Below are 23091 nucleotides of genomic sequence, written 5' to 3' on the forward strand. Positions count from 1 at the left end.
CAATTAATAAAATGGGTAACTACTAGAATGACTGTCCCAATGAGAACTGGAATACTTCTGTGTCATCATCCTCACCCTCATTGAGGGGCTTAGCCAAACTAAAGGTCAAAGGACCAAAGCCTGTTATCCAGGTTAAACCTACACCTGCAGAATAGCGTAGCTCAGCAAGATCAGGTTCTAGACAATTCTGCCCTTCATAACAGTCCGTGCTATAGACATTACCAGCATCTATGAAGAAAGCAGTACGTAATGAACGCTTATCTTTGACAAAAGGCGCAGGGAATATCAATTCCATACTACCTTCTACCAACACATTACCACCAAACGGATCATCATCGTCTAGCGGGTTACTCGTATAGTACTCCCCATCCTTAAGGTAGCCACACTGCTTACCATCTTCGCTACAGGTTACTGCATATTGCTGTGCCGGGGTGCTGCGCGGGCCCAGGGTATTATTCTTGAACCCTCGCACCGAGCCGAAACCACCGGCATAGTAGTTCTCGAAGAACGGCAGGTGCTCAGTACTACCGTAACCGTCGCCATAACCGAGTTCACCGCGGAAGCGCAATGTAAAGGTCTTACTCAATGGCACAAAATACTGACCATTATAGGAGATTTTATAATACTGCAGATCACTTCCCGGAACCGCCACATCAACAGACAGCGACTGAGAGTGGCCACGTGTCGCCAGCTGACCACGGTTCAAGGTGGACTGCGACCAACTCGCGCTCATTTTGAACAGGTCATATTGATCGCCATAGAGGTCAACAAAACCACCCGGCCCCTCATCTGGCTGGAAGTATGCGTCATCAACACCATCGTGCCAGATGTACTTATCTTCGTCAGGAGCATCATCACTTGCATCGGGGTTGGGGGTCCAATAGCCGTTGGTACCATCAATCGCACCTGGGCTACGAGTAATTTCCTGAACCGCGTAATCACCCGTCGTAATATGTGTATTCTGATAGCCGAGGCTAAAACCGAGACGTTCATTCTCTTTGATTGGGTAACCAAAGTTCATCGAGGCGCCGTAGCTATTGGTGCTGTAGCTGGCGACGTTGATCTCTTCTAAGTTGGTCTCACGGTAGTAAACGCTAAAGCCACGACTCACCTGATCTTCGGTATAGTAAGGGTTAACATAGCTATAGCTCGCTGTGCGCTGGTAACTACTGAAGTTAACCCCCACACCGACACGGTTACCGGTCCCCATAAAGTTGTTCTGCTGAACATTGGCACCCAAGATCATGCCGGTGCCCTGCGCGTAACCAATACTGGCACCGATGCTACCTGATGGCTGTTCTTCTACCGAGTAAGCGACATCAACCAAATCATCACTACCTGGTACGGGCTTGGTATCGACAGTAACGCCCTTAAAGAAACCTAGCTGCTCAAGCTTATGTCGACCCTGTTCAATCTTTGCTGTCGAGGCTGCAGAGGCTTCCATCTGCCTCATTTCACGACGTAATACTTCATCTTTTGTCTTGGTATTACCACTGAACGAGATCCGGCGCACATAGGCCCGCTTGCCAGGATCGACAAAGAACTTCAGGCTAACCGTCTTATCTTTTTCGTTTATATCAGTAATACCGCGCACTTTGGCGAAGGTATAGCCGGCATTACCCAAGCGTTGAGTGACGTATTCCTCGGAACGCGTCACCAGCGCCTGCGAGAACACCTGCCCTTTCTGAACGATGAGGAACTTATTCAGCTCCTCCGCGGGAATAACCAAGTCACCCGACAATTCAACGTCATCAACCGTATACTCATCACCCTCATCAACATTGATGGTGATATAGACTGATTTACGATCTGGTGTGATAGAGACCTGCGAGGACTCAAGACGATAATTAATATAACCACGATCAAGATAATACGACTGCAGGGTTTCTATATCGCCCTGAAGCTTTTCTTTGGAATACTTATCATCACCACTAATCCACGAGAACATGCCCGAGCTTTGTAGCGTGAAGTTATCAAGTAGCTCTTCGTTACTGTAAACCGTGTTGCCAACGATATTAATATGGCTAATGCGTGCCACACTGCCTTCATTGACATTAATATGAACAGAAACACGGTTCCGCGGCTCTTGCTGCACCTCAGTCTCAATCGTCGCATCGTAACGCCCCTGGCTCACATACTGGCGCTGTAATTCTAGACGCATCCCTTCAAGGGTCGAGCGCTTCAACACTTTACCCTCAGCGAGCCCTGCTCCCTTCAAGCCTTCAAGCAAGGCATCGGTATCGATAGCCTTATTGCCTTCAATGCTGATATCACTGATTGATGGCCGTTCGACCACCTGCAGTACTAACACATCACCATCGCGACCAATCTGGATGTCGTCAAAATTACCGGTCGCAAACAACATTTTTGCAGAGTGGCGTAACAACTCAGAATCAACATTGTCACTTACGCTTAACGGTAACGTAGCAAACACACTACCGGCAGAAATTCTCTGCAAGCCCTCTACCCTGATATCAGAGACAACAAACTGTTCGGCCCAAGTTGGTGCCGAAATAACCGCAGCCAATGCTGCCGCAATACTACTTTTTTTCAAATATGCCATGTTATAAACAAGTTCACCCAACATAAGTCATTAACGCCGACAGACAAAGAAGCGTCTACAGCCGCATGATATCATTGTAAAAAGCTAAAACCATAACGCCTAATACCAACGCCATTCCCACCTGCATGCCCACGACCTGCACACGTTCCGGCACTGTTTTTCCTGTCACAGCTTCGATACCGTAGTACAAAAGATGACCACCATCCAGCACAGGGATCGGCAACAGATTCAAGACACCCAAACTAATACTGAGTAAAGCAAGAACACCGATATATTGCTCCAAACCGGATTCTGCAGAAGTAGACGCCACTTTAGCAATGGTAATTGGTCCACTCAAGTTTTTTGACGAAATCCTACCCGTAATAAGTTTTCCTATTGATTCTAACGTAAAAACACTCATATCCCAGGTTTTATTGCCTGCCTCTACCAAAGCAGAGAACGGCGAGTAACTATAATGACGCCAATAGTTATCAGGCAGCCTTAACCAAACCCCTGCCTGACCGATGATCTTCCCCTCTTTTACCTCAACGGCACTTGGCACCAAGGTGAGCGTGTGCCGTTCACCCTCTCGGCTCACCTCAACAGTCACCGGGTGCCCAGCACTTTTTTCAATCATAGAGACCCAGTTTGCCCAACCCTCGACAGCCTTACCATCAACACTTTCAACCAGATCACCTGCACGCAACCCCGCCTTAGCGGCAGCCGACCCCTCACCTACCTTATCGATCAGCGCAGGAACAGCAGGACCACCCAACTCAACCCCCAAGCCCTTTAGCAAGTCAGGCTCTTCGATTTCACTGAGCCAGCGTTCAATAGGCAAAGTAGAGTCATAAATAAGATCAGAGCCAGGGTATTTTGCCGCAATACTTATCTCCCCCGTATCTCCTATACGATAGAGGAGCTGTTCCATTACTGCACGCCAGGTTGGCGTTGGCACGCCATCAACAGCAACAATCTCTTGCCCTTCAACAAGGCCCGCAACAGCAGCAGGCAGTCCACCACAACCGACTTAACCACGGGGGCAATACCTGTCACCCCGGATAAGAAAACGAACCAATAGGCAGCAATAGCAAGAATGAAGTTCGCCAACGGCCCCGCCGCTACAATCGCTATCCTCGCCCAGACAGATTTTCGGTTAAAAGCGAAAGGCAAGTCCTCGGCATCAACCTCGCCTTCACGCTCATCCACCATACGCACATAACCACCGAGCGGAATCATCGCCACGGTATACTCTGTCCCACTTTTATCAAACCAGCTAAATAAACTCTTACCAAAGCCGATAGAGAAACACACGACCTTTACACCACAGCGTCGAGCCACCCAAAAGTGGCCAAACTCATGGATAGTAACCAGAATGCCGAAGGTCACTACCCCCATTATGATCATTTGCATCGAATCAGCCAAAGCCAACTCCCCTTGTTATATTAAGCGGTGGAGGATAATTGTTCTGTCGCCATGCGTCTAGCAACATTGTCCGCCTCGATTAAAGCCTCAAGACTATCTGACCCAAACTGAGGCGCAGAGTTCAACACCCGCTCGACCAAAGCCGCAATCCCCATAAACGACAATTCTTCACGCAGAAAGGCCGCTACTGCCACCTCATTTGCCGCATTTAACGTCGCACAAGCACTACCCCCTACATTAAAAGCCTCTGCAGCCAAACGCAGACAGGGGAAACGCTCGAGATCCGGCGCTTCAAAGTCAAGCCGAGAGGTCGCAACCATGTCGAGCGGCGACACTCCCGAAGCAATGCGCTCAGGCCAAGCCAGACCATAAGCGATGGGTGTACGCATATCAGGGTTACCAAGCTGCGCAATGACAGAACCGTCGACATACTGCACCATCGAATGAATAACGCTCTGCGGATGCACTACAACCTCCACCTCCGCCGGCTCCACCGAAAACAACCAACAAGCCTCAATCAGCTCCAAGCCTTTATTCATCAGCGTCGCCGAGTCAACAGAGATTTTCCGCCCCATCGACCAATTAGGATGGGCACATGCCTGCTCAGGTGTCACCTTAAGCATTGCCGAAGCCGAACTCGTACGAAAGGGACCACCAGAAGCAGTCAACAAGATCTTTTCCACCCCCAAGCTCTTGCGACTTTCACCGCGATAACCTGCCGGCAACGACTGGAATATTGCGTTGTGCTCACTATCAATAGGCAATAACACGCCACCATTATCTGCGACCGCCTCCATCATTAAGCGACCCGCTACAACTAAGGACTCCTTATTAGCTAACAACAACCTCTTGCCAGCCTTCGCCGCCGCCAACGACGGCAACAACCCTGCCGCACCAACAATCGCCGCCATCACGATATCGACATCATCGTGCTCCGCAACAGCAACAAGCGACTCAACGCCACTCAACACCTTCGTAGGACAATCACGCGGCAACAACCCACGTAGCTTTATCGCCAGTTCTTCTTGTCCGACAACGGCATAGCAAGGCTGAAAGCGTACGCACTGTCTTGCCAGAAGTTCGAGCTGAGAATGCCCCGTTAAAGCAAAAACCTGATAGCGATCAGGGTGCATGGCAACCACATCAAGGGTGCTGACTCCGATAGAGCCAGTCGAACCCAACACCGTCAACAACTGCAAAAGATTTCTCCTATACCGGCAGCTGCTGAGTCAACAGCATCAAGCCCAAGACAAAAACCGGAGCACCGGCACTAAGCCCATCAATTCGATCAGCGATACCGCCATGCCCCGGCAAGATATTACCACTGTCTTTGATACCTCGATGACGCTTTACCATACTTTCCATCAGGTCTCCCAGCGCCGAAGAGAGCGCAGCCGATAGCGACAACAACAACCACGGCAGCAACGCAATACCACCCGACACTCCGAACTGGTAACAAAGAAAGGCGACCGCAACACTCGCCAGCATTCCCCCAGCAAAGCCTTCAACTGTTTTCCCCGGGCTCACAGCAGGCGCCAACTTATGCTTGCCCAACGCTTTGCCGGCAAAATAGGCTCCCGTATCCGCCGCCGCAACCAACGCAACCAAATACAATATCAACGCCATCGCATTACGCTCGTAACTCAATAGCGCCAAGGCCAACCAACTACCCAACACGACAAACAAGCCCATCGCGCTTCGCATGAATGTCGTCCCCCAGAGGATACGGCTAGACGGATACCCCATCACCCAAAGCAAAGCAACCGCCCAAAAACCCACCACAACAGCAAGCAGCGTCTGCCCCGACAACGAAGCCAAGCCACTGGTTACATCGAAATAACTAAAGAAAACTGATAACGCTCCCCCCACCAAGACAAGATATAGGTAGCGATAAAGACGCCTCTGCAAACCGGCAAGATTAGACCACTCCCAAGCCGCAACAAGAACAACCAAGGCAAAAAACGCCACTTGAAAGGGGTTGGGCAATAACAGCACACCCAAAAACACCAACACCATTACAACCGCACTCATGATTCTCTGCTTAAGCACGATCACTCTCCTCACTCACCTGCTCACTCGTCTTGCCAAAACGTCGCTGACGAGAATTAAATTCCACAATAGCATCCTGCAACTCCACCTCACCAAAATCGGGCCAATACGTATCGGTGAAATATAGCTCGGCATAAGCGCACTGCCATAAAAGAAAGTTACTAATCCTTAGCTCCCCTCCTGTACGAATTAACAAATCAGGCTTCGGCAGATCCGCAAGACTAACCCTCTGCCCCAGGAGTTCCTCATCAATATCAGCTAGAGCAACCTTTCCTGCTACCACATCTTCCGCGACAGACTTAGCCGCCTGGGCCATATCCCACTGCCCGCCATAATCCGCAGCAATAACCAGCGTGCGACCATCATTCATTTCCGTCAACTGCTCTGACTCACGCATTTGCCTCTGCAATTTATCCGAGAAACGCAACCTACTACCAATAAAGCGCAGCCGAACATTATTCTTGTGTAACTCCGGAGCCTCTTTGCTCAGGTACGACGAAAACAGCGCCATCAACGCCGCCACTTCATGCTTTGGGCGCAACCAGTTCTCACTACTGAAGGCAAATAGCGTCAATACATCAACACCCAATTTGTCGCAGGCACTCAACACACCACGAATAGCCTCGACCCCGGCTTTGTGACCTGCAGCAGCCTTTAGTATGCCCTGCTGCTTCGCCCAACGATTATTGCCATCCATAATAATAGCAACATGCTCCGGCGAACTTTTCGCAGCGCCCGCTGACAACGCCCCCACATTCTTCGTCATACAACTTTTCCACTAGTAAGACACAAAAACCGCCATTAACCTATCGATTAATGGCGGTCTTAGGAGTATACGCCCAACCTAAACAGTTAGATTTCCATCAGGTCAGCTTCTTTCTGCTTTAACGCCTTATCTACCTGCGCAACGAAATCATCGGTAATCTTCTGAATATCATCCTGCGCCTTGCGCTCTTGATCTTCACTGATTTCCTTGTCTTTCTGCAGCTCTTTAACATCACCCAAAACGTCGCGGCGAATATTACGTACCGACACCTTAGCAGTCTCCGCCTCCTGTCGCGCCTGACGAATATAGACCTTACGAGTTTCCTCCGTCAACATAGGCATAGGAATACGAATAAGATCACCATTGGTCGCCGGGTTAACACCGAGATCCGACTTCATGATGGCCTTTTCAATCTCAACAACCATTGGTTTCTCCCATGGCGAAATCGCGAGGGTACGCGCATCTTCAACCATGATGTTGGCCACCTGAGAAAGCGCCGTATCCACACCGTAATAGCTCACGGTAATTCCATCTAAAATGCTAGGGTGGGCACGCCCCGTACGTATCTTATTAAAAGCAGCAGAGAGTGCTGTAATACTCTTTTCCATGCGCTCTTTAGCATCTTGTTTAAGATCGTTAATCACGAAACCTTCCCCTTAATCTGTATCGTATTTGTTAATCTTGCAATAATAGCGAGGAGGGGAAGAGAACTCTACCCCACACGACAAATAAGCCTTAATTTACCTTAACTTTGCGTACGACTAACCAAAGTACCTTCACTACTGCCAACCACAATATTCAGCAGCGCGCCGGGCTTGTCCATCTTAAAGACACGGATAGGCATGTCGTGATCCTCGCATAGACAGATAGCCGTTAGATCCATCACACCCAACTTGTTGGCCAACACCTCGTCATAACTCAACCAATCGTAGCGTGTAGCTGTTGGATCCTTCACAGGATCAGCCGAGTAAATGCCGTCAACCTTGGTCGCCTTCAACACAATCTCAGCATCCACCTCGATCCCGCGCAGGCAAGCAGCCGAATCAGTGGTAAAGAACGGGTTACCCGTGCCCGCAGAGAAGATCACGACATTACCCTGCTCCATATAGCGCATCGCAGCACGTCGATCATAATGCTCCACAACGCCGCTCATCGGAATCGCAGACATCACTCGACTTGAAATATTGGAGCGCTCAAGGGCATCACGTAACGCCAAAGCGTTCATCACTGTCGCCAACATCCCCATATGATCGCCGGTAACACGATCCAACCCCGCCTCACTCAAGGCGGCACCACGATAAATATTACCGCCACCGACAACGAGACCAACCTGAACCCCAATCCCAACAAGCTGACCAATTTCCAGCGCCATTCGATCAAGGACGGCCGGATCGATCCCAAACCCTTGATCACCCATCAGGGCCTCACCACTAAGCTTTAACAAAATGCGCTTGTACTTCTTGTCACCGACCTGACTTTGGCTCATATCGACTCCTAACCGGGATACTATCTAAAATTGGGGCAAAAAAATGGGCGGCTAAGCCGCCCATCGGGTCTTACTTTGAAGCCGCGAGCTGTTCGGCAACTTCGGCCGCGAAGTCAACTTCTTCGACAACGATACCATCACCCACTTCGTAACGAACGAAGCTCTGGATTTCAGCACCACCTTGAGCCGCCAACTTACCAACAGTCAACTCAGGGTTTTTAACAAATGCTTGCTCGCTCAAGCTGATCTCAGAAAGGAACTTCTTGATACGACCACCAATCATCTTCTCGACAATTGCCTCAGGCTTGCCAGCCATATCAGGCTGCGCCTTGATGATCTCTGACTCTTTGGCGACAACTTCTTCAGAAACGTCTGCAGGCGCCACAAACTGTGGGTTAGTTGCCGCAACATGCATGGCTATATCACGAGCCAATTCAACATCACCACCCTTCAAAGCAACCAATACCGCAATACGATTGTTTGAGTGAACATAGCCACCGACAACATCTGCATCGACTGCATCGATACGACGAACACCAATATTCTCACCAATCTTTTGCACAAGCGCTTCGCGTGCTGACTCAAGATCACCCGCCATCAACGCAGCAACATCAGTCTGCTTATCAGCAAGCGCCTTGTTAGCAACAGTATCAACGAAACCAAGGAAAGCTTCGTCACGAGCCACAAAATCGGTCTCACTATTCACTTCGACGACTTGCCCGTACTTGCCATCCTCGGCAACACGAACAGCAACAACGCCATCAGCAGCAGTACGACCAGCTTTCTTCGCCGCCTTCATGCCACTTGACTTACGCAAGTCTTCAATCGCCTGATCAATATCACCATCAGTCTTCTTAAGCGCCTTCTTACAGTCCAGAAGCCCTAGACCAGTACGCTCACGAAGTTCCTTAACCATTGCCGCAGAAATTGCTGCCATTAACCTATCCTCAACAGAGTTGTCAAATTCACGCCCCCCTTCTCCGGGGCGGCGAGAACCTCAATATTCGATTCAAAAAAGGGGGCCACGCCCCCTTTTTTGCTCACCTAGCTCAATAAAGTCAACGACCCTATATTAGCCAGCTTTCTCTTCGCTAGAAGCTTCCTCTACGAACTCGCTCTTAGCGGCTTCGCCAGTCTCGTTTTGGCCTTTACCAGCAACGATTGCGTCGGCCATAGTCTTAACATAAAGACGAACAGCGCGTAATGCATCATCGTTTGCAGGAATGACGTAATCAACACCATCTGGGTTAGAGTTGGTGTCTACGATACCGATAACAGGAATGTTCAACTTGTTAGCTTCAGCAATCGCGATGCGCTCGTGATCAACATCAACAACGAACAGCGCATCAGGCAGACCGCCCATATCCTTGATACCACCGATAGAACGATCAAGCTTCTCCATCATGCGCGTACGCATAAGGGCTTCTTTCTTGGTCAGCTTATCAAAAGTACCGTCTTGAGCCTGAGTCTCAAGCTCACGCAAGCGACGGATAGACTGACGAATAGTCTTGTAGTTGGTCAACATACCACCCAACCAACGATGACTTACGAAAGGCATGCCTGAACGCTCAGCTTCTTCACGAATCGCTTTACCAGCGGCGCGCTTAGTACCAACAAAAAGAACCTTGTTGCCATTTGAAGACATGTTCTCAACGATAGCTAGCGCTTCGTTAAAAGCAGGAACAGTGTGCTCTAGGTTGATGATATGAATCTTGTTACGTGCACCGAAGATGTATTTACCCATCTTTGGGTTCCAGTAACGGGTCTGGTGACCGAAGTGTGCACCAGCCTGTAGCAAGGCGCGCATGCTAATAGTTGTAGCCATAATATTACCTAATTGTATATCCGGGTTATTCCTCCACGTGCCCCATCTTTCAACCCTTACGGGCACCCAGAAAGAGTGTGCCGACACGTGTGTGACGTTTTACCGTTCAATGACGGCGGTGCGCTTTATACCATAACAAGGCCAAAACAGAAAGATTTTCTTTACTATTGGAGCTACGAACAAGCAATTAACCATCTCTAGCGCCCGCCTGAAACAACCGAGTATCACGCCTATCACGACTCCCACCAATTGCGTACATTGAACACTTCTCATACTTTCATTAATCTAGAGAGCAAAATTAGGTTACAATAGGCTACAAATAAACGTAGTGATTATACCCACAGCCGACGAGCACTGCAGCTACAGGCATTTGCATACTGACCTCAGGGCAACGGCGTGGCACTTATTTAGCTACATAGGTTTTAGCAACACAGAGCAAACTTCCATGGCTGTCATCATCAAAACTCCTGAACAAATCCAAAAAATGCGTGTCGCAGGTAAGCTGGCCGCCGAAGTTCTTGAAATGATTGAACCCTTCGTCAAGGCTGGCGTCAGCACCGGCGAGCTCGATACCATCTGCCACAAGTTCATGACTGAGGAGCAAGGCTGTATTCCCGCCCCGCTAAACTATCACGGTTTCCCAAAGTCGATTTGCACCTCAATTAATCATGTCATCTGTCACGGCATCCCATCCGATAGTAAGTTTCTCAAGGACGGTGATGTCATCAACATTGACATCACCGTCATCAAAGACGGCTATCATGGCGACACCAGTAAAATGTTCTATGTCGGCGAGGTCAAACCTTTCGCCAAGAAACTCACCGAACGCACACAACAGTGTCTTTACAAGGCCATTCAGATCGTTAAACCAGGTGTTACCCTCGGCGACATTGGCTCTATCATTCAGAAACATGCCGAGAAACGTGACGAGAACGGTGTCGCTTATACGATCGTGCAGGAGTACTGCGGGCACGGCATTGGCGAAGGTTTTCATGAAGAGCCGCAAGTCATGCACTTTGGCAAACCTGGTCAAGGGCTCACCCTCAAGGAAGGGATGATTTTTACTATCGAGCCCATGCTCAATGCTGGCAAACGACACTGCAAACTCAACAAGAAAGACGGCTGGACCGTCACTACCAAAGACGGCAAGCTATCCACTCAATTTGAACATACCATCGTCGTTACCCCTGATGGGTGTGAAGTGTTAACAGCACGCGAAGAAGAGCGCGATATCTTCACCGGCAGCGCCGTGTTTCGCCAGGACTAATCCTGCAGCCAATGCTTGCCCGCCACGGGCAAGCCCCCCAACACGTACTCTCACCGTCTGCCTAACACAATACGAACGAGACCATGACCAGCACTCTTATCGATATCCCCGCACTAAGCTCACAACTACAACAACAAAGCTACGCTGCACCGCTGTTGAAAGACGCTATTGCCACGGGCAGTGAAACGCTCCATCAACGCTTCATGCAGGGCGAAGATATTACTGAGCTGGTTCACGCACGCGCCGATATGATTGATCAAGTGCTAGGGCTTGCCTGGCGCCAACACGGCCTCTCCGAGACGACAATGACACTGGTCGCCGTTGGCGGCTACGGTAGAGGTGAGCTACACCCGCAGTCCGATGTCGATCTACTCATATTATTAACAAGCGAACCCGAAGGCACTGCGAAGCAGTCTCTCGAAGAATTCGTCACGCTACTCTGGGACCTTGGCCTCGACATTGGTCACAGCGTGCGAACAATCGAGGAGTGTGTCAAACAGGCCGAACAAGATATCACCATCGTCACCGCACTAATGGAATCTCGCACTATCTGCGGCAACAACGAGCTTCACCAGCAGATGCTAAACGCTACCGCCCCCAGTGAAATATGGAGTAGTCGTGACTTTTTCCAAGCCAAGCACCGAGAACAAGAAGAGCGACACAATAAGTTTGCTAACACCGAGTACAACCTAGAGCCCAACGTCAAATCCAGCCCAGGCGGGTTGCGGGATATCCAAGTCATAGACTGGGTCACCAAGCGTCACTTTCACACCAACGACCGCGCGCAACTGGTGGCTAACAACTTTCTCACCGCCGAAGAGTTTCAGATCTTAAAGAATGGCCGTAACTTCATGTGGCAGGTACGCTGGGCGCTCCATTTGACTGCCAATCGCCCCGAAGATCGCTTGCTCTTCGAGCACCAAAATCGCCTCACCGAAATATTCGGCTTCACAGAGGGTAACGAGCGACAAAACATTGAACAATTCATGCAGCGTTACTATCGCTGGGCCATCGCTCTCTCAGAGCTAAACGACTTAATCATTCAGCACTTCGACGAAGCCATCATCCAGGCCTGCGGGCCCGATGAGATTATGGAGATTAATACCCGTTTCCGCGTCCGCAACAATTTCATCGAAGCGGCCAACGACACGGTCTTTCAAAAAAACCCCTCCGCGCTTCTTGAAGTCTTCGTGCTACTCGCTAACAACCCGCATATTTCTGGCGTAAGGGCGACCACAATCAAACTCATTCGTGATGGCCGCCACCTGGTCGACGATGAGTTCCGTGCTAACCCGCGTAACCGCCAACTATTCGCGGAGCTCTTGCAGGGTAAACACCTGCTCGCCACCGCCTTACACCGCATGAAGCGCTATGGCATACTGGGGAAATACCTGCCGGAGTTTGGGCAGATCATCGGTCAAATGCAGCACGACCTATTTCATATTTATACCGTCGACGCCCACACTATTCAGGTCGTGCGTAATATGCGTCATTTTGGTTATCCGGAATACCAGGACAAGTTTCCTCTTGCCTCTTCAATACATAAGCGCATTGAGAAAGTCGAGCTTCTCTACACCGCAGGCCTCTACCATGATATCGCCAAGGGCCGAGGCGGTAACCACAGCGAGTTAGGCCAAGAGGATGCTCGCCGCTTCTGCCTCAATCACTATTACAACCGCTCCGATACCAACCTTGTCGTCTGGCTAGTCAAACACCACCTCACGATGTCTTCTGTGGCTCAGCGCAAAGATATCTCTGACCCTGAGGTTATCGCGGATTTCGCCCAACTCGTTGGCGATCAGCGACACCTCGACTTTCTCTATGCCCTGACTGTCGCCGACATTAATGCCACCAACCCCTCGCTCTGGACCAGTTGGCGAGCCGCATTAATGCGTCAGCTCTACTTAGAAACTAAGCGCGCCCTACGCCGCGGTTTGGAGAACCCCATTGACAAAGAGGACATGGTTGAAGACATCAAAGAGCGCGCTATTCGCCTGTTAGAAGACAGAGGTTTCGATTCCGACGAAGTCATCGAGTTGTGGGACCAACCCGGTGACGATTACTTTCTGCGCCACTCGCCTCGTGAAATCGCATGGCACAGCGAAGCCATTGCCGCACACACGAATGACGACCAACCCCTCGTCATCATTGCCGACACTTTGGACAAGCTCTATGAAGGAGCCACCCAAGTATTCATTCGCACCCGTGACCACAAGCAACTCTTCGTCAATGCCGCTTGCTGCTTTGAGCAGCTCAACCTCAGTATTCAGGATGCTCGTATCATCATGACGGCATCGGGTTTTTGCATGAATACCTTCATCATTCTCGAAAACAACAACGAGCCTATTGGCGACAATCAAAAACGCCTCGAACAGATCAAACGTGCCATGAGAAAGGCGTTGCACAACGATGACTCTCAGATTGATAACCAAAATCGCTACATTCCCCGTCAACTCAAGCATTTTAATTATCCCAGCCACGTCACGATTACCACTGACACGCTGAAGGAACAGACTGTTATCGAGGTAATGACACCGGATCGGCCCGGCGTACTCGCTCATATCGGCATGATCTTCGCGGAATTCGACATGACACTACAAAACGCCAAGATATCAACGCTTGGCGAGCGTATAGAAGATGTCTTCTTCATTACTGATAGCCGGCAAAAACCTATCGAAGACGCAGAAATCAGCCGCCAGATTTGTGAGCGCCTACGCCAAGAGCTCGATCAATATATCAACGACTAACAAAGCGGTCGCCCTTCACTACCTAGGGGGGCGATTAGCAACAAAGACGATAACAACCTATGAATAATCACCTAACACAGCTACACCCATACCCTTTCGAAAAGCTGAACGCATTAAAGTCAGCGGTCACAGCCAACGAGTCACTCGAGCATATCCCACTCTCCATTGGCGAACCCAAACACCGCCCCCCCGCCTTCGTGCTCGACAACCTAGCCAACAACCTCGACAAAGTCTCCGGCTATCCCTCGACGGCCGGTATCCTACCGCTTCGTCAGGCCATTGCGACCTGGGCCAGCCAACGCTTTGAACTAAAGGCCAATAGCCTAACCGCCGAACGGCATGTACTCCCCGTTAATGGCACTCGGGAGGCGCTGTTCGCCTTCACCCAAGCCGTCATCCAACGTAGCGACGACGCCATCGTGATGATGCCCAACCCCTTCTATCAAATCTATGAGGGCGCCACGCTGCTCGCAGGTGCCACCCCCTACTACCTGAACTGTCTCGAGGAAAACCACTACCAGCCTGATTACGACGCTATTCCAGAAGCCATCTGGCAACGTACTCAGCTGCTGTTCATCTGCAGCCCGGGCAACCCGACCGGCGCCGTTGCCGATATGGCTACGCTAAAAAAATTGATTGCCTTAGCTGACCGCTACGACTTCATTATTGCCAGCGATGAGTGCTATTCCGAGCTCTACTTTGATGAAACACAGCCGCCAGCTGGCCTACTCGGCGCCTGCGCTGAACTCGGCCGCGATGACTTCCGTCGCTGCACGGTGTTTCACTCGCTCTCTAAGCGCTCCAACCTTCCCGGCCTGCGCTCTGGCTTTGTCGCCGGAGACGAAGGCATTATCAAACCATTCCTGCAGTATCGCACCTACCACGGCTGTGCCATGCCCCTGCACCATCAACACGCGAGTATTTGCGCCTGGAATGACGAGCAGCATGTCCAACACAACCGGGCACTCTATCGCGAAAAATTCACCGCCGTACTCGCTATACTCGGCGATTTACTCGACGTCGAACATCCTGACGCCGGTTTCTATCTCTGGGCAAAAGTGGGCAGCCATGAGGGGAGCGATACCGACTTCGCTCAGCGCCTATTTGCCGAGCAAAATATTACAGTGCTACCCGGCAGCATGCTCGCCCGTGAGAGCCACGGCTGCAACCCCGGTTGCGGTCGTATTCGCATGGCGCTCGTCGCCGAACTCGAACAATGCATCGAAGCCGCCGAGCGCATCAAAACCTTCCTCGGAGCCCCGCGATGAGTCAGAGCATTACTCCGAAGAAAAACCTGCTAAAAGCAGAGCGTGTCGATTACATCTTGCAGACTCTGCAGGCCATGTACCCCGAGCCTCCCGTCCCCCTTGATCACAGCGACCCCTACACGCTATTACTCGCCGTCTTACTCTCCGCGCAGTGCACGGACGCCCGCGTCAACACGGTAACCCCAGCACTCTTTGCCCGTGCCGACAATCCCTACGACATGGCTAAAGTGCCCGTCGAAGAGATCAAGGCAATCATCCGCCCCTGTGGCCTCTCACCACAGAAATCGAAAGCGATCTCAGTACTGTCAAAGATGCTTGTCGAGCAATATGACGGTGTTGTCCCCAACGACATAGAGGCGCTGGAAACACTGCCAGGTGTCGGCCACAAGACCGCCAGCGTCGTCATGTCGCAGGCTTTTAACGTCCCCGCCTTCGCCGTCGATACGCATATTCACCGCCTCGCCCAACGCTGGGGGCTCACCAACGGTAAGAGCGTCCAGCAAACCGAAAAAGACATGAAACGTCTATTCCCTATTGAAAGCTGGAACCATTTACACCTGCAAATTATTTACTACGCCCGAGAGTTTTGTAGCGCCAGAGGCTGCGACGGCCGCGTCTGTAAAATCTGCACCACGTGCTACCCATTACGCAAGCACCCAAAGAAGGTGTTAAAACCTTGATTTGACCCTCGCGCTCAGGCATTCTTCGCCCATTCTTACAGACAGTTTATACAGACAGTTTCGACAGACATTATGACAACACTTTTTGGTATTAAAAATTGTGACACGGTGAAGAAGGCCCGTAAGTGGCTGGACGCACACGATATAGACCATCAATTTCACGATGTTCGCAGTGACGGCCTCGAGTCGCAGCAACTGCAACACTGGATTGATAGCGTCGGCTATGAGACATTGGTCAACAAGCGCTCCACCACGTGGAAGCAGCTCCCTGACAGCGACAAAGAGCAGCTGTGCGCCGATTCAGCATTAACCCTCATGCTCGCTAACCCAACGCTCATTAAACGCCCTGTTCTCGAGCTTAACGACGGCGTCCATGTAGGCTTTAAAGACGACCTGTATCTCGCCTACTTCGAATTGAACTAACCACCATTATCAATGACAAGTCGACGTATAGCGGCCAGTCATCTCACTCTTACTTTCGACAATAAAAAGGGATTACTATGAGCAATTCTATTTTCAGCCTAGGTCTCGGTGTTGGCACCCAGAACAACAAGGGCGAGTGGCTTGAGGTTTTTTATCCTCAGCCCATTCTAAAGCCCACCAATCACAGCCTTATCGCTTTGATTTGCAAAGCGGTCGGTTATGAAGGAGGCAATCAGGCAATCACTCTAGCCAAGGCACAGGTTGCCAAGCTCGCCGACGAGCTCTACGAGGCAGAGGAAAAAGCTCAGGCTAAAATTGCCCGCACCTTAGCCGAGGGCGATCAACCTGTCGTCGTCACCATATTGGAAACCGACGAGGCGCCAACCAGCGTGCCAGAGTGCTACCTCAAGCTGCACTTACTTTCCCACACGCTTGTTAAGCCACACGGTCTGAAGCTTGATGGTATGTTTGGCGTACTGCCGAATGTCGCCTGGACCAATAAAGGGGCCATCGACCCTAGTGAGCTCACTCAGGCCCAGCTCGAAGCTCGTTGCAAAGGCGATATCATCGACGTGCTCTCAGTCGATAAATTCCCCAAAATGCTTAACTATGTCGTCCCGGCTGGTACCCGCGTCGGTGACGGTTCACGTGTACGCCTAGGCGCCTATCTCGGCGAAGGCACCACGATCATGCATGAAGGCTTCGTCAACTTTAATGCTGGAACCGAAGGCCCCGGCATGATTGAAGGTCGGATTTCGGCAGGCGTTTACGTGGGTAAAGGGTCTGATCTCGGCGGTGGCTGCTCAACCATGGGCACGCTATCTGGTGGCAACAGCACAGTCATCAGCGTCGGTGAAGAATGCCTTATCGGCGCCAATGCAGGTATCGGCCTACCGCTGGGCGATCGCTGCACCGTTGAAGCCGGGCTGTATATTACTGCCGGCTCCAAGGTCAACGTTCTCGATGATCAACGCCAGGTCGTTAATTCCGTTAAGGCGCGTGAGCTAGCAGGCCAGTCTGACCTACTCTTCCGCCGTAACTCGACCAACGGTGCGATTGAAGTACTCACCAACAAGTCGGCTATCGCACTCAACGAAGAATTGCACAGCCACAACTAAGCTGCGGCGAGCTGCCTCTCCGGGGCAGCTCTCTTCTTTGTCACGCCATTCTCACTGACCTGCCTTCATCGATCTATTCTCATCGATCTATTCTCATTAACCCCCCTCCCTACCCTGCACTTCTTCGAGCACAGACAATTAAACTGTCTAAAATCTACTCTATTGACGCGGCGCAAGATGCCTTGATTTAACCCTCGCATCACTTGCCAAGCAATTGATCGCGCAGGCTCGCTCATCAATAATGAATAATGATTGTTCAATTAAAACGAAGGGTAATAGCATGCGTTGGCGTGGTGGTAGGAAAAGTGACAACATCGAAGATCGACGCAACCAAAGTCGCCGCCAAGCAGCAGGCGGTTCGCTCGGCCTATTGATGCTGATGAAAGTTATCAAGTCTAAATTTGGCCTAACCGGTGTCCTACTGCTCTCTGCCGGTCTCTACTTCCTCGGCGGACAAGATATCGGCCAGATTTTCTCGCTAGTCACTGGCCAGAATCAACAAACACAGCAAGTTGAAACACCGCTAACCGAGAGTGAGAGCGAGCGACATTGGCGCAGTCTCGTCAGCGTCGTCCTCGCACAAACAGAAGATGTCTGGAAGCAGCAGCTTGCCCCTCTCAACATCCAATACCGGGAACCCACACTCGTGCTCTACCGAGGCAGCACCCACACTGCCTGCGGCCGCGGGCTAGCTGCCGTCGGCCCGTTCTACTGCCCTGCCGACGAAAAGGTCTATCTCGACCTTGGCTTCTTAGATGAACTGAAGAAACTCGGCGGTGGCGGCGATTTTGCTGCAGCCTACGTGATCGCCCACGAAATAGGCCACCATGTACAGAAAGTCAGCGGTATCGAAAAGAAGATGCGTCAGCAACAGCAGCAAAACCCCAACCAAAAAAATGCACTATCTGTGAAGCTCGAGCTGCAGGCCGACTGCTATGCCGGTATCTGGGCACACGCCGTTAACCTGCAGCATCCCGGCATGATCAGCGCCACCGATATCGAGCGCGGAATACGTACCGCGGAAGCCATCGGTGATGACAACTTACAGCAGCGAGCCGGCAAAATAGTCAGGCCCGACTCATTCACCCACGGCAGCGCCAAGCAACGCGCGCACTGGCTGCAGGTCGGCCTCGAAAAAGGCTCCGTCGCAGCCTGCAACACCTTTTAACCATCGCCAAATGCCAAAAGAGCTGCTGCAGTCGTGTTTACTTGGATAAACTGACATTGCAGCTTGCTCGACTGCGGTGGCAGTAATACTATCTAACGACTCAAATAATAATACACACTCACTACTGTACAAAGGCGACAGTAGCTAGGCTCATATGAACGATAAGATGACCCTCTGGGTCCCCCGTAACCTGCATGAACTTATCATCGTCCTCATCGGCCTCTGCTTTGCCGTTGGCGCCTCATATGCCATCAATATCTGGCAACAGCAACAGCTCGAGCACCGCTTTATCAATCAGGCTGTGAGCTATCAAAACGCAATAGAGAAAGAGCTTTCTAATAATACCCAAGCACTGCAGTCCGTTTCAGACTATATCACTCACTCAGAGTCTGTTACCCGCAGCGAGTTCTCCGGCTTTGTTGCCACAGCACTTGAGCGCCACCCTAGTGTAAAAGCTTTCTCATGGAGCCCAGTGATTCAACATAGCGAGCGCGAAGACTATGTTCTTAACGCACAAATCGATGGCATCAGAGACTTTCAAATCACCCAAAAAGACGCTCAAGGCAATCTTTTGCCAGCCTCTCAACGCGATAAATACGTCATCGTTTTTTATATCAGCCCACTGCGTGACAACCGTAATCGGCTCGGCTTCGACATGAACTCACAGCCTTCGCTAGAAAAGGCCATTAATCAAGCTTTCGACAGCACCGAGGATATCGTCACTGGCCGCGTCGAACTAGCCAGCAATAATGAACAGCAGTTTGGGGTGTTAGTCTTAAGTCCTATTTATCGCAACAATGCCAATTACACCTCATCACTACACCACGGTATCACCGCCGAAGTACTCAAATTAGGCGACGCATTAGAACGATCCCTAGCCCCTTTTGACATGAGTAACAATCACGTCATCTTAGAAGACCTTGATGCCGTGACGGACAAGCAGTATCTCGCTGGCAGCCGAGCCAGCGATGCCATATTCACCTTACAACACGAGTTCATCTTTGCTCAGCGCCACTGGCGCATCACTGTCACCCAGGGCAAGCTCCCACTACAAATAGACACCTATTTATTTCCCGGACTGATTTTCCTAATAACATTAATCATTCTATCGATTTTTTTATTTTTCCGTCATCAACGCTCGCTATATATAAAGATGATTGAGCAGAGGGTCACCTTGCGCACTGCCGAACTTGCTGAAGCGAAAGAGATTGCTGAGGCGGCTAATAACGCTAAGAGTCAATTTTTAGCCAGCATGAGCCACGAAATTAGAACACCGATGAACGGTGTTTTAGGTATGGCCGAGTTATTGCGCGACACGCCACTCAACCAGCAACAAAGTAACTACCTAGACAGTATTCGTGGTTCAGGAAAGATGCTACTCACCGTCATCAATGACGTTCTGGATCTGTCAAAAATTGAGGCAGGAAAGCTCCGCTTCGAGCACCAACCCTTCGACCTACATGACCTTGTCGATGAGACTATGGCGCCTTTTCTACTCAACAACCGTGGAAAATTAGAGCTAACAAGCAAAATATGCCTTAGTACGCCGAGTCAGCTAATGGGCGATACCGTACGCATTCAACAAGTATTGACCAATCTACTCAGCAATGCGATCAAGTTTACTAGCGAAGGCTATATCCGCCTCAACATCCACCACCAGTGCGTTAAAAAAGGCGTTGTTTCGTTAATTATTGAGGTCATTGACACAGGCATTGGTATTGAAGTCGATCAACAACAGCAACTCTTCAAACCCTTTAACCAGGTCGATTACGGTAAGCCCAACCCCTATGGTGGTACAGGCCTCGGCCTTGCCATCTGTAAGCGACTCATTAATCTCATGGGTGGCGATATATCTCTCAGCAGTGAACGAGGTTCTGGCTCAACAGTGAGGGTAAACATACCCCTCGAAATCAATCACAGCCCCTCCATTAATACACAGCGCCGGGTCGAGAGCTTTGAGTACAACTTGAACGCCCTTGTTGTTGAAGACAATGAAATCAACCGTATCGTTGCCGAGGGCTTTTTAAAACGCCTAAAGGTTAACTGCAGCCTCGCACACAACGGTCAAGAGGCTGTTGATTTAGTTTGTTCCGACGGCGCCGCCTTCGACGTCATCTTCATGGATTGCGACATGCCTATACTCGACGGCTGCGAAGCCACACGATTAATACGCCGCTGGGAGCAAGCACAAGAAAAACAACCGACACAAATTATTGCCCTGTCAGCCCATGTTCTCAAGGAACAGCTCGACGCCTGTTATCAGGCGGGGATGAGCGGCCACTTAGCCAAACCACTGACAATTTCCATGCTCAGCGATACGCTCTACGAAACCCACATAAAGCAACGCCGATACACCCCCTCCAGCACAGAGGACACCTAATTGTGCGAGCAGGCCGACGATTGATTCGGCGGCTAACGCTCAACGTAAGCATAGCGCCAGCAAACAGCTCAACCATAACAGCACAGCATTAACGAATAATCATCCAGTCACTTTTACCTGTCATTTACTCTCAGTTGAATACACCTCTGGCTGCAAGCGATCCTCTAAGGTGCGCTCGTCATCGTCCTCTGCTAACAGCTTTATTTGCTTTTGCAAAAGGCTCTCGTAATTGACGCTATCGCTATGCCGCTGCCATAACACATCCATTGGTTGTTCTTTCTCCCGCTCAACTACGCGCTTAATTCCCTTGCGCCCAAGCACGACACACCAGGAGCGCACACTGCTGGCTTCATCATTTTTCATCCTCACCACAACAATCACATGATGCACACGCTGAGACTTTATTCGCACTGGTAACGTCTTGCCCATCGACCAAATATTATCGGCACTGGGTACGATGTTATGTAAAAACTGCTCTAGGTTGAAAATATTGATATCTAACCATTGCCGCGGTAAGTCAAGGATGTTTCTTGCGTAGAAAAAACGTTCGTTCACCTTAATCGTGCGACTGTAATTTAAGATGTCATGTTCTAACCCATAGTCAGCCATATCACCATTACGACTACGCTTTGCCGCTGCCAGTATTTCGCCATCGCACTTTTCTTTAGCGATAAAGCTCGCCGACTGCTTTACGCTGCCGACATCAATTCCCTTACCACCTCGCAACAACTTAGTGCGGTAATCACCAAAGCGTCGCATCAACCCGGTATTGGCATAGCTGCGAGTTAACTCTTTAATACGGTCTTTGAAAATATAAGAAACCACTAGCGCAACAAAAAATGGCTCACTAAAATTGCCATATTTCTGCTGTGTATAAAAGGCAATACCCGTAGCAAAAGTCATCGCCAAACCGGCGGCAAAGCCATAGATCAGTTGTTGCCGAAGCTCTCCCACTATATTGGTGATATTGCTAAGGTTTAACGGTTCCTCGGCAAAGCGGCGCAAGCCTTTAAAACGATAAATGAAATACTCATTGACCCCCTCGACATCCGCGACAGACTGATAACCATGATTAACTCGATCGTCATGTAAGCGCTTCACCAACAACAACAAACAATTTCGATTGCTCAACTGCTGGGCAAACGGTGTTTGCAGTAGCTGATAAGCCTCTTTCTCAGCCACCAAGTTACAATACTCTCGCAGCGCCGCTAGCCCCTCTAAATCCCCCCCCTGTTCACCAGCCGCAATGCGCTGTATCCAGTTATCAAACATCCGTAAAAAACAATCAACAACCTCGCTAAAAGTACCGCAATGCGTCTGTTTTAGCTCAGGCTCAATACCGCTTAGCTTTTTGACTGTACTCTGGGTAAAACGATGAAAGGCGCAGGCAAGTAGTTTGGTCTCTACCAGCTGTCGATCAACATCCTTCATCTTACTGATTGTTGTCAACGTATTATAAAGTAGCTGAGGTTGATTCAATGGTACCTGTGGCGCACGCCGACGCACAACGCTATCCATGTGGCGGTAGAATAAGTTCTTCGGGTAGGTCACCGCGTTTATTGCCAACTGTTTGGGAATAAAGAAAAAATAGTCCACTTGAACACTATCACTACACCCCTCTTCGGCTTGATAGGCCAAGCTACTCTGCAGCCGACGCGGACCGTTAGTCGCCAGCTGCAAACGAAACGGCGATACCTGTGATGGCTTTCTCTTTCGGAAATGTCTAAAACCATTCATCAACAATTTATCCTAAGCTTTACAACTTTTGTTAGGGCATACTATTAAGCAGTTTTTGTCAGTTAATTCGCTATTTCGTCTTATAGATCCGCTATAGGGCAACAGAAAAACTTGCTCGGCAGACTCTTAATAGACCTGACATAGCACCGAACTAATTTTTATTCATCGAATCTAGCAGGCTACAACGTCGAAGGTGTTTACCTGCCGTCA

General features: G+C 50.3%; 17 protein-coding genes and 1 pseudogene. 8 read left to right on the plus strand and 10 right to left on the minus strand.

All coding sequences use genetic code 11. The features are described from left to right. Positions 1–22: 22 nt before the first annotated feature. The 9 genes and pseudogenes from bamA to rpsB form a co-directional block, all read right to left on the minus strand. Positions 23–2563, minus strand: a complete 2541-nt coding sequence (gene bamA / locus EDC56_RS07200; RefSeq protein ID WP_123712831.1) for an outer membrane protein assembly factor BamA — start codon at positions 2561–2563, stop codon at positions 23–25. Positions 2564–2618: 55 nt separating this feature from the next. Continuing rightward, a pseudogene (gene rseP, locus EDC56_RS07205) lies at positions 2619–3955 on the minus strand (RIP metalloprotease RseP). 32 nt (positions 3956–3987) lie between these two features. Then, positions 3988–5166, minus strand: a complete 1179-nt coding sequence (gene ispC, locus EDC56_RS07210; RefSeq protein ID WP_245980661.1) for a 1-deoxy-D-xylulose-5-phosphate reductoisomerase — start codon at positions 5164–5166, stop codon at positions 3988–3990. 10 nt (positions 5167–5176) lie between these two features. Further along, positions 5177–6016, minus strand: a complete 840-nt coding sequence (locus EDC56_RS07215) for a phosphatidate cytidylyltransferase (RefSeq protein WP_123712833.1) — start codon at positions 6014–6016, stop codon at positions 5177–5179. Then, on the minus strand, positions 6009–6782 hold the full coding sequence (gene uppS / locus EDC56_RS07220) for a polyprenyl diphosphate synthase (RefSeq protein WP_123711882.1): 774 nt from the start codon (positions 6780–6782) through the stop codon (positions 6009–6011). Before uppS ends, EDC56_RS07215 begins: the two co-directional genes overlap by 8 nt. A gap of 86 nt (positions 6783–6868) precedes the next feature. After that, positions 6869–7426, minus strand: coding sequence for a ribosome recycling factor (gene frr / locus EDC56_RS07225; RefSeq protein WP_123711883.1), 558 nt, complete (start codon positions 7424–7426; stop codon positions 6869–6871). A gap of 101 nt (positions 7427–7527) precedes the next feature. Continuing rightward, entirely contained in the window at positions 7528–8268 is a 741-nt protein-coding gene (pyrH, locus tag EDC56_RS07230) for a UMP kinase (protein WP_123711884.1), read from the minus strand. A gap of 70 nt (positions 8269–8338) precedes the next feature. After that, positions 8339–9205: a translation elongation factor Ts gene (gene tsf / locus EDC56_RS07235; protein WP_123711885.1), complete on the minus strand. Its 867-nt coding sequence runs from the start codon at positions 9203–9205 to the stop codon at positions 8339–8341. Between the two features lie 135 nt (positions 9206–9340). Further along, positions 9341–10093, minus strand: a complete 753-nt coding sequence (rpsB, locus tag EDC56_RS07240) for a 30S ribosomal protein S2 (RefSeq protein ID WP_123711886.1) — start codon at positions 10091–10093, stop codon at positions 9341–9343. A 445-nt stretch (positions 10094–10538) separates the two neighbouring features. Here rpsB and map point away from each other — a divergent pair, with 445 nt between their 5' ends. The 8 genes from map (at position 10539) to EDC56_RS07280 (ending at position 21144) form a co-directional block, all read left to right on the plus strand. Then, entirely contained in the window at positions 10539–11360 is an 822-nt protein-coding gene (gene map / locus EDC56_RS07245; RefSeq protein ID WP_123712834.1) for a type I methionyl aminopeptidase, read from the plus strand. Between the two features lie 83 nt (positions 11361–11443). Beyond that, positions 11444–14107: a [protein-PII] uridylyltransferase gene (locus EDC56_RS07250; RefSeq protein ID WP_123711887.1), complete on the plus strand. Its 2664-nt coding sequence runs from the start codon at positions 11444–11446 to the stop codon at positions 14105–14107. A 59-nt stretch (positions 14108–14166) separates the two neighbouring features. Beyond that, a complete protein-coding gene (dapC, locus tag EDC56_RS07255; protein ID WP_123711888.1) occupies positions 14167–15375 on the plus strand; it encodes a succinyldiaminopimelate transaminase in 1209 nt (402 codons plus the stop codon). Next, entirely contained in the window at positions 15372–16055 is a 684-nt protein-coding gene (gene nth / locus EDC56_RS07260) for an endonuclease III (protein WP_123711889.1), read from the plus strand. Before dapC ends, nth begins: the two co-directional genes overlap by 4 nt. A 72-nt stretch (positions 16056–16127) precedes the next feature. Further along, positions 16128–16478: an ArsC family reductase gene (locus EDC56_RS07265; RefSeq protein WP_123711890.1), complete on the plus strand. Its 351-nt coding sequence runs from the start codon at positions 16128–16130 to the stop codon at positions 16476–16478. Between the two features lie 77 nt (positions 16479–16555). Continuing rightward, complete coding sequence (gene dapD, locus EDC56_RS07270) at positions 16556–17596, plus strand: 2,3,4,5-tetrahydropyridine-2,6-dicarboxylate N-succinyltransferase (protein WP_123711891.1); 1041 nt, start codon at positions 16556–16558, stop codon at positions 17594–17596. A 280-nt stretch (positions 17597–17876) separates the two neighbouring features. After that, complete coding sequence (ypfJ, locus tag EDC56_RS07275; RefSeq protein ID WP_123711892.1) at positions 17877–18764, plus strand: KPN_02809 family neutral zinc metallopeptidase; 888 nt, start codon at positions 17877–17879, stop codon at positions 18762–18764. A gap of 154 nt (positions 18765–18918) precedes the next feature. Beyond that, positions 18919–21144 carry a CHASE domain-containing protein gene (locus tag EDC56_RS07280; RefSeq protein WP_123711893.1) on the plus strand — a complete coding sequence of 742 codons (2226 nt, stop codon included), beginning with the start codon at positions 18919–18921 and terminating at the stop codon, positions 21142–21144. A gap of 120 nt (positions 21145–21264) precedes the next feature. On the opposite strand, the gene EDC56_RS07285 is transcribed toward EDC56_RS07280, so the two are convergent. Further along, a complete protein-coding gene (locus tag EDC56_RS07285; RefSeq protein WP_123711894.1) occupies positions 21265–22881 on the minus strand; it encodes a hypothetical protein in 1617 nt (538 codons plus the stop codon). Between the last annotated feature and the right edge of the window lie 210 nt (positions 22882–23091).

It is taken from the genome of Sinobacterium caligoides, from assembly GCF_003752585.1.
Taxonomy (GTDB): Bacteria; Pseudomonadota; Gammaproteobacteria; order Pseudomonadales; family Sinobacteriaceae; genus Sinobacterium; species Sinobacterium caligoides.

What these genes read in the sequence shown, in the direction of transcription:
- bamA (WP_123712831.1), bottom strand. Translation starts at nt 2,563, where the DNA reads ATGGCATATTTGAAAAAAAGTAGTATTGCGGCAGCATTGGCTGCGGTT.
- uppS (WP_123711882.1), bottom strand. Translation starts at nt 6,782, where the DNA reads ATGACGAAGAATGTGGGGGCGTTGTCAGCGGGCGCTGCGAAAAGTTCG.
- pyrH (WP_123711884.1), bottom strand. Translation starts at nt 8,268, where the DNA reads ATGAGCCAAAGTCAGGTCGGTGACAAGAAGTACAAGCGCATTTTGTTA.
- tsf (WP_123711885.1), bottom strand. Translation starts at nt 9,205, where the DNA reads ATGGCAGCAATTTCTGCGGCAATGGTTAAGGAACTTCGTGAGCGTACT.
- rpsB (WP_123711886.1), bottom strand. Translation starts at nt 10,093, where the DNA reads ATGGCTACAACTATTAGCATGCGCGCCTTGCTACAGGCTGGTGCACAC.
- map (WP_123712834.1), top strand. Translation starts at nt 10,539, where the DNA reads ATGGCTGTCATCATCAAAACTCCTGAACAAATCCAAAAAATGCGTGTC.
- EDC56_RS07250 (WP_123711887.1), top strand. Translation starts at nt 11,444, where the DNA reads ATGACCAGCACTCTTATCGATATCCCCGCACTAAGCTCACAACTACAA.
- dapC (WP_123711888.1), top strand. Translation starts at nt 14,167, where the DNA reads ATGAATAATCACCTAACACAGCTACACCCATACCCTTTCGAAAAGCTG.
- nth (WP_123711889.1), top strand. Translation starts at nt 15,372, where the DNA reads ATGAGTCAGAGCATTACTCCGAAGAAAAACCTGCTAAAAGCAGAGCGT.
- EDC56_RS07265 (WP_123711890.1), top strand. Translation starts at nt 16,128, where the DNA reads ATGACAACACTTTTTGGTATTAAAAATTGTGACACGGTGAAGAAGGCC.
- dapD (WP_123711891.1), top strand. Translation starts at nt 16,556, where the DNA reads ATGAGCAATTCTATTTTCAGCCTAGGTCTCGGTGTTGGCACCCAGAAC.
- ypfJ (WP_123711892.1), top strand. Translation starts at nt 17,877, where the DNA reads ATGCGTTGGCGTGGTGGTAGGAAAAGTGACAACATCGAAGATCGACGC.
- EDC56_RS07280 (WP_123711893.1), top strand. Translation starts at nt 18,919, where the DNA reads ATGAACGATAAGATGACCCTCTGGGTCCCCCGTAACCTGCATGAACTT.
- EDC56_RS07285 (WP_123711894.1), bottom strand. Translation starts at nt 22,881, where the DNA reads ATGAATGGTTTTAGACATTTCCGAAAGAGAAAGCCATCACAGGTATCG.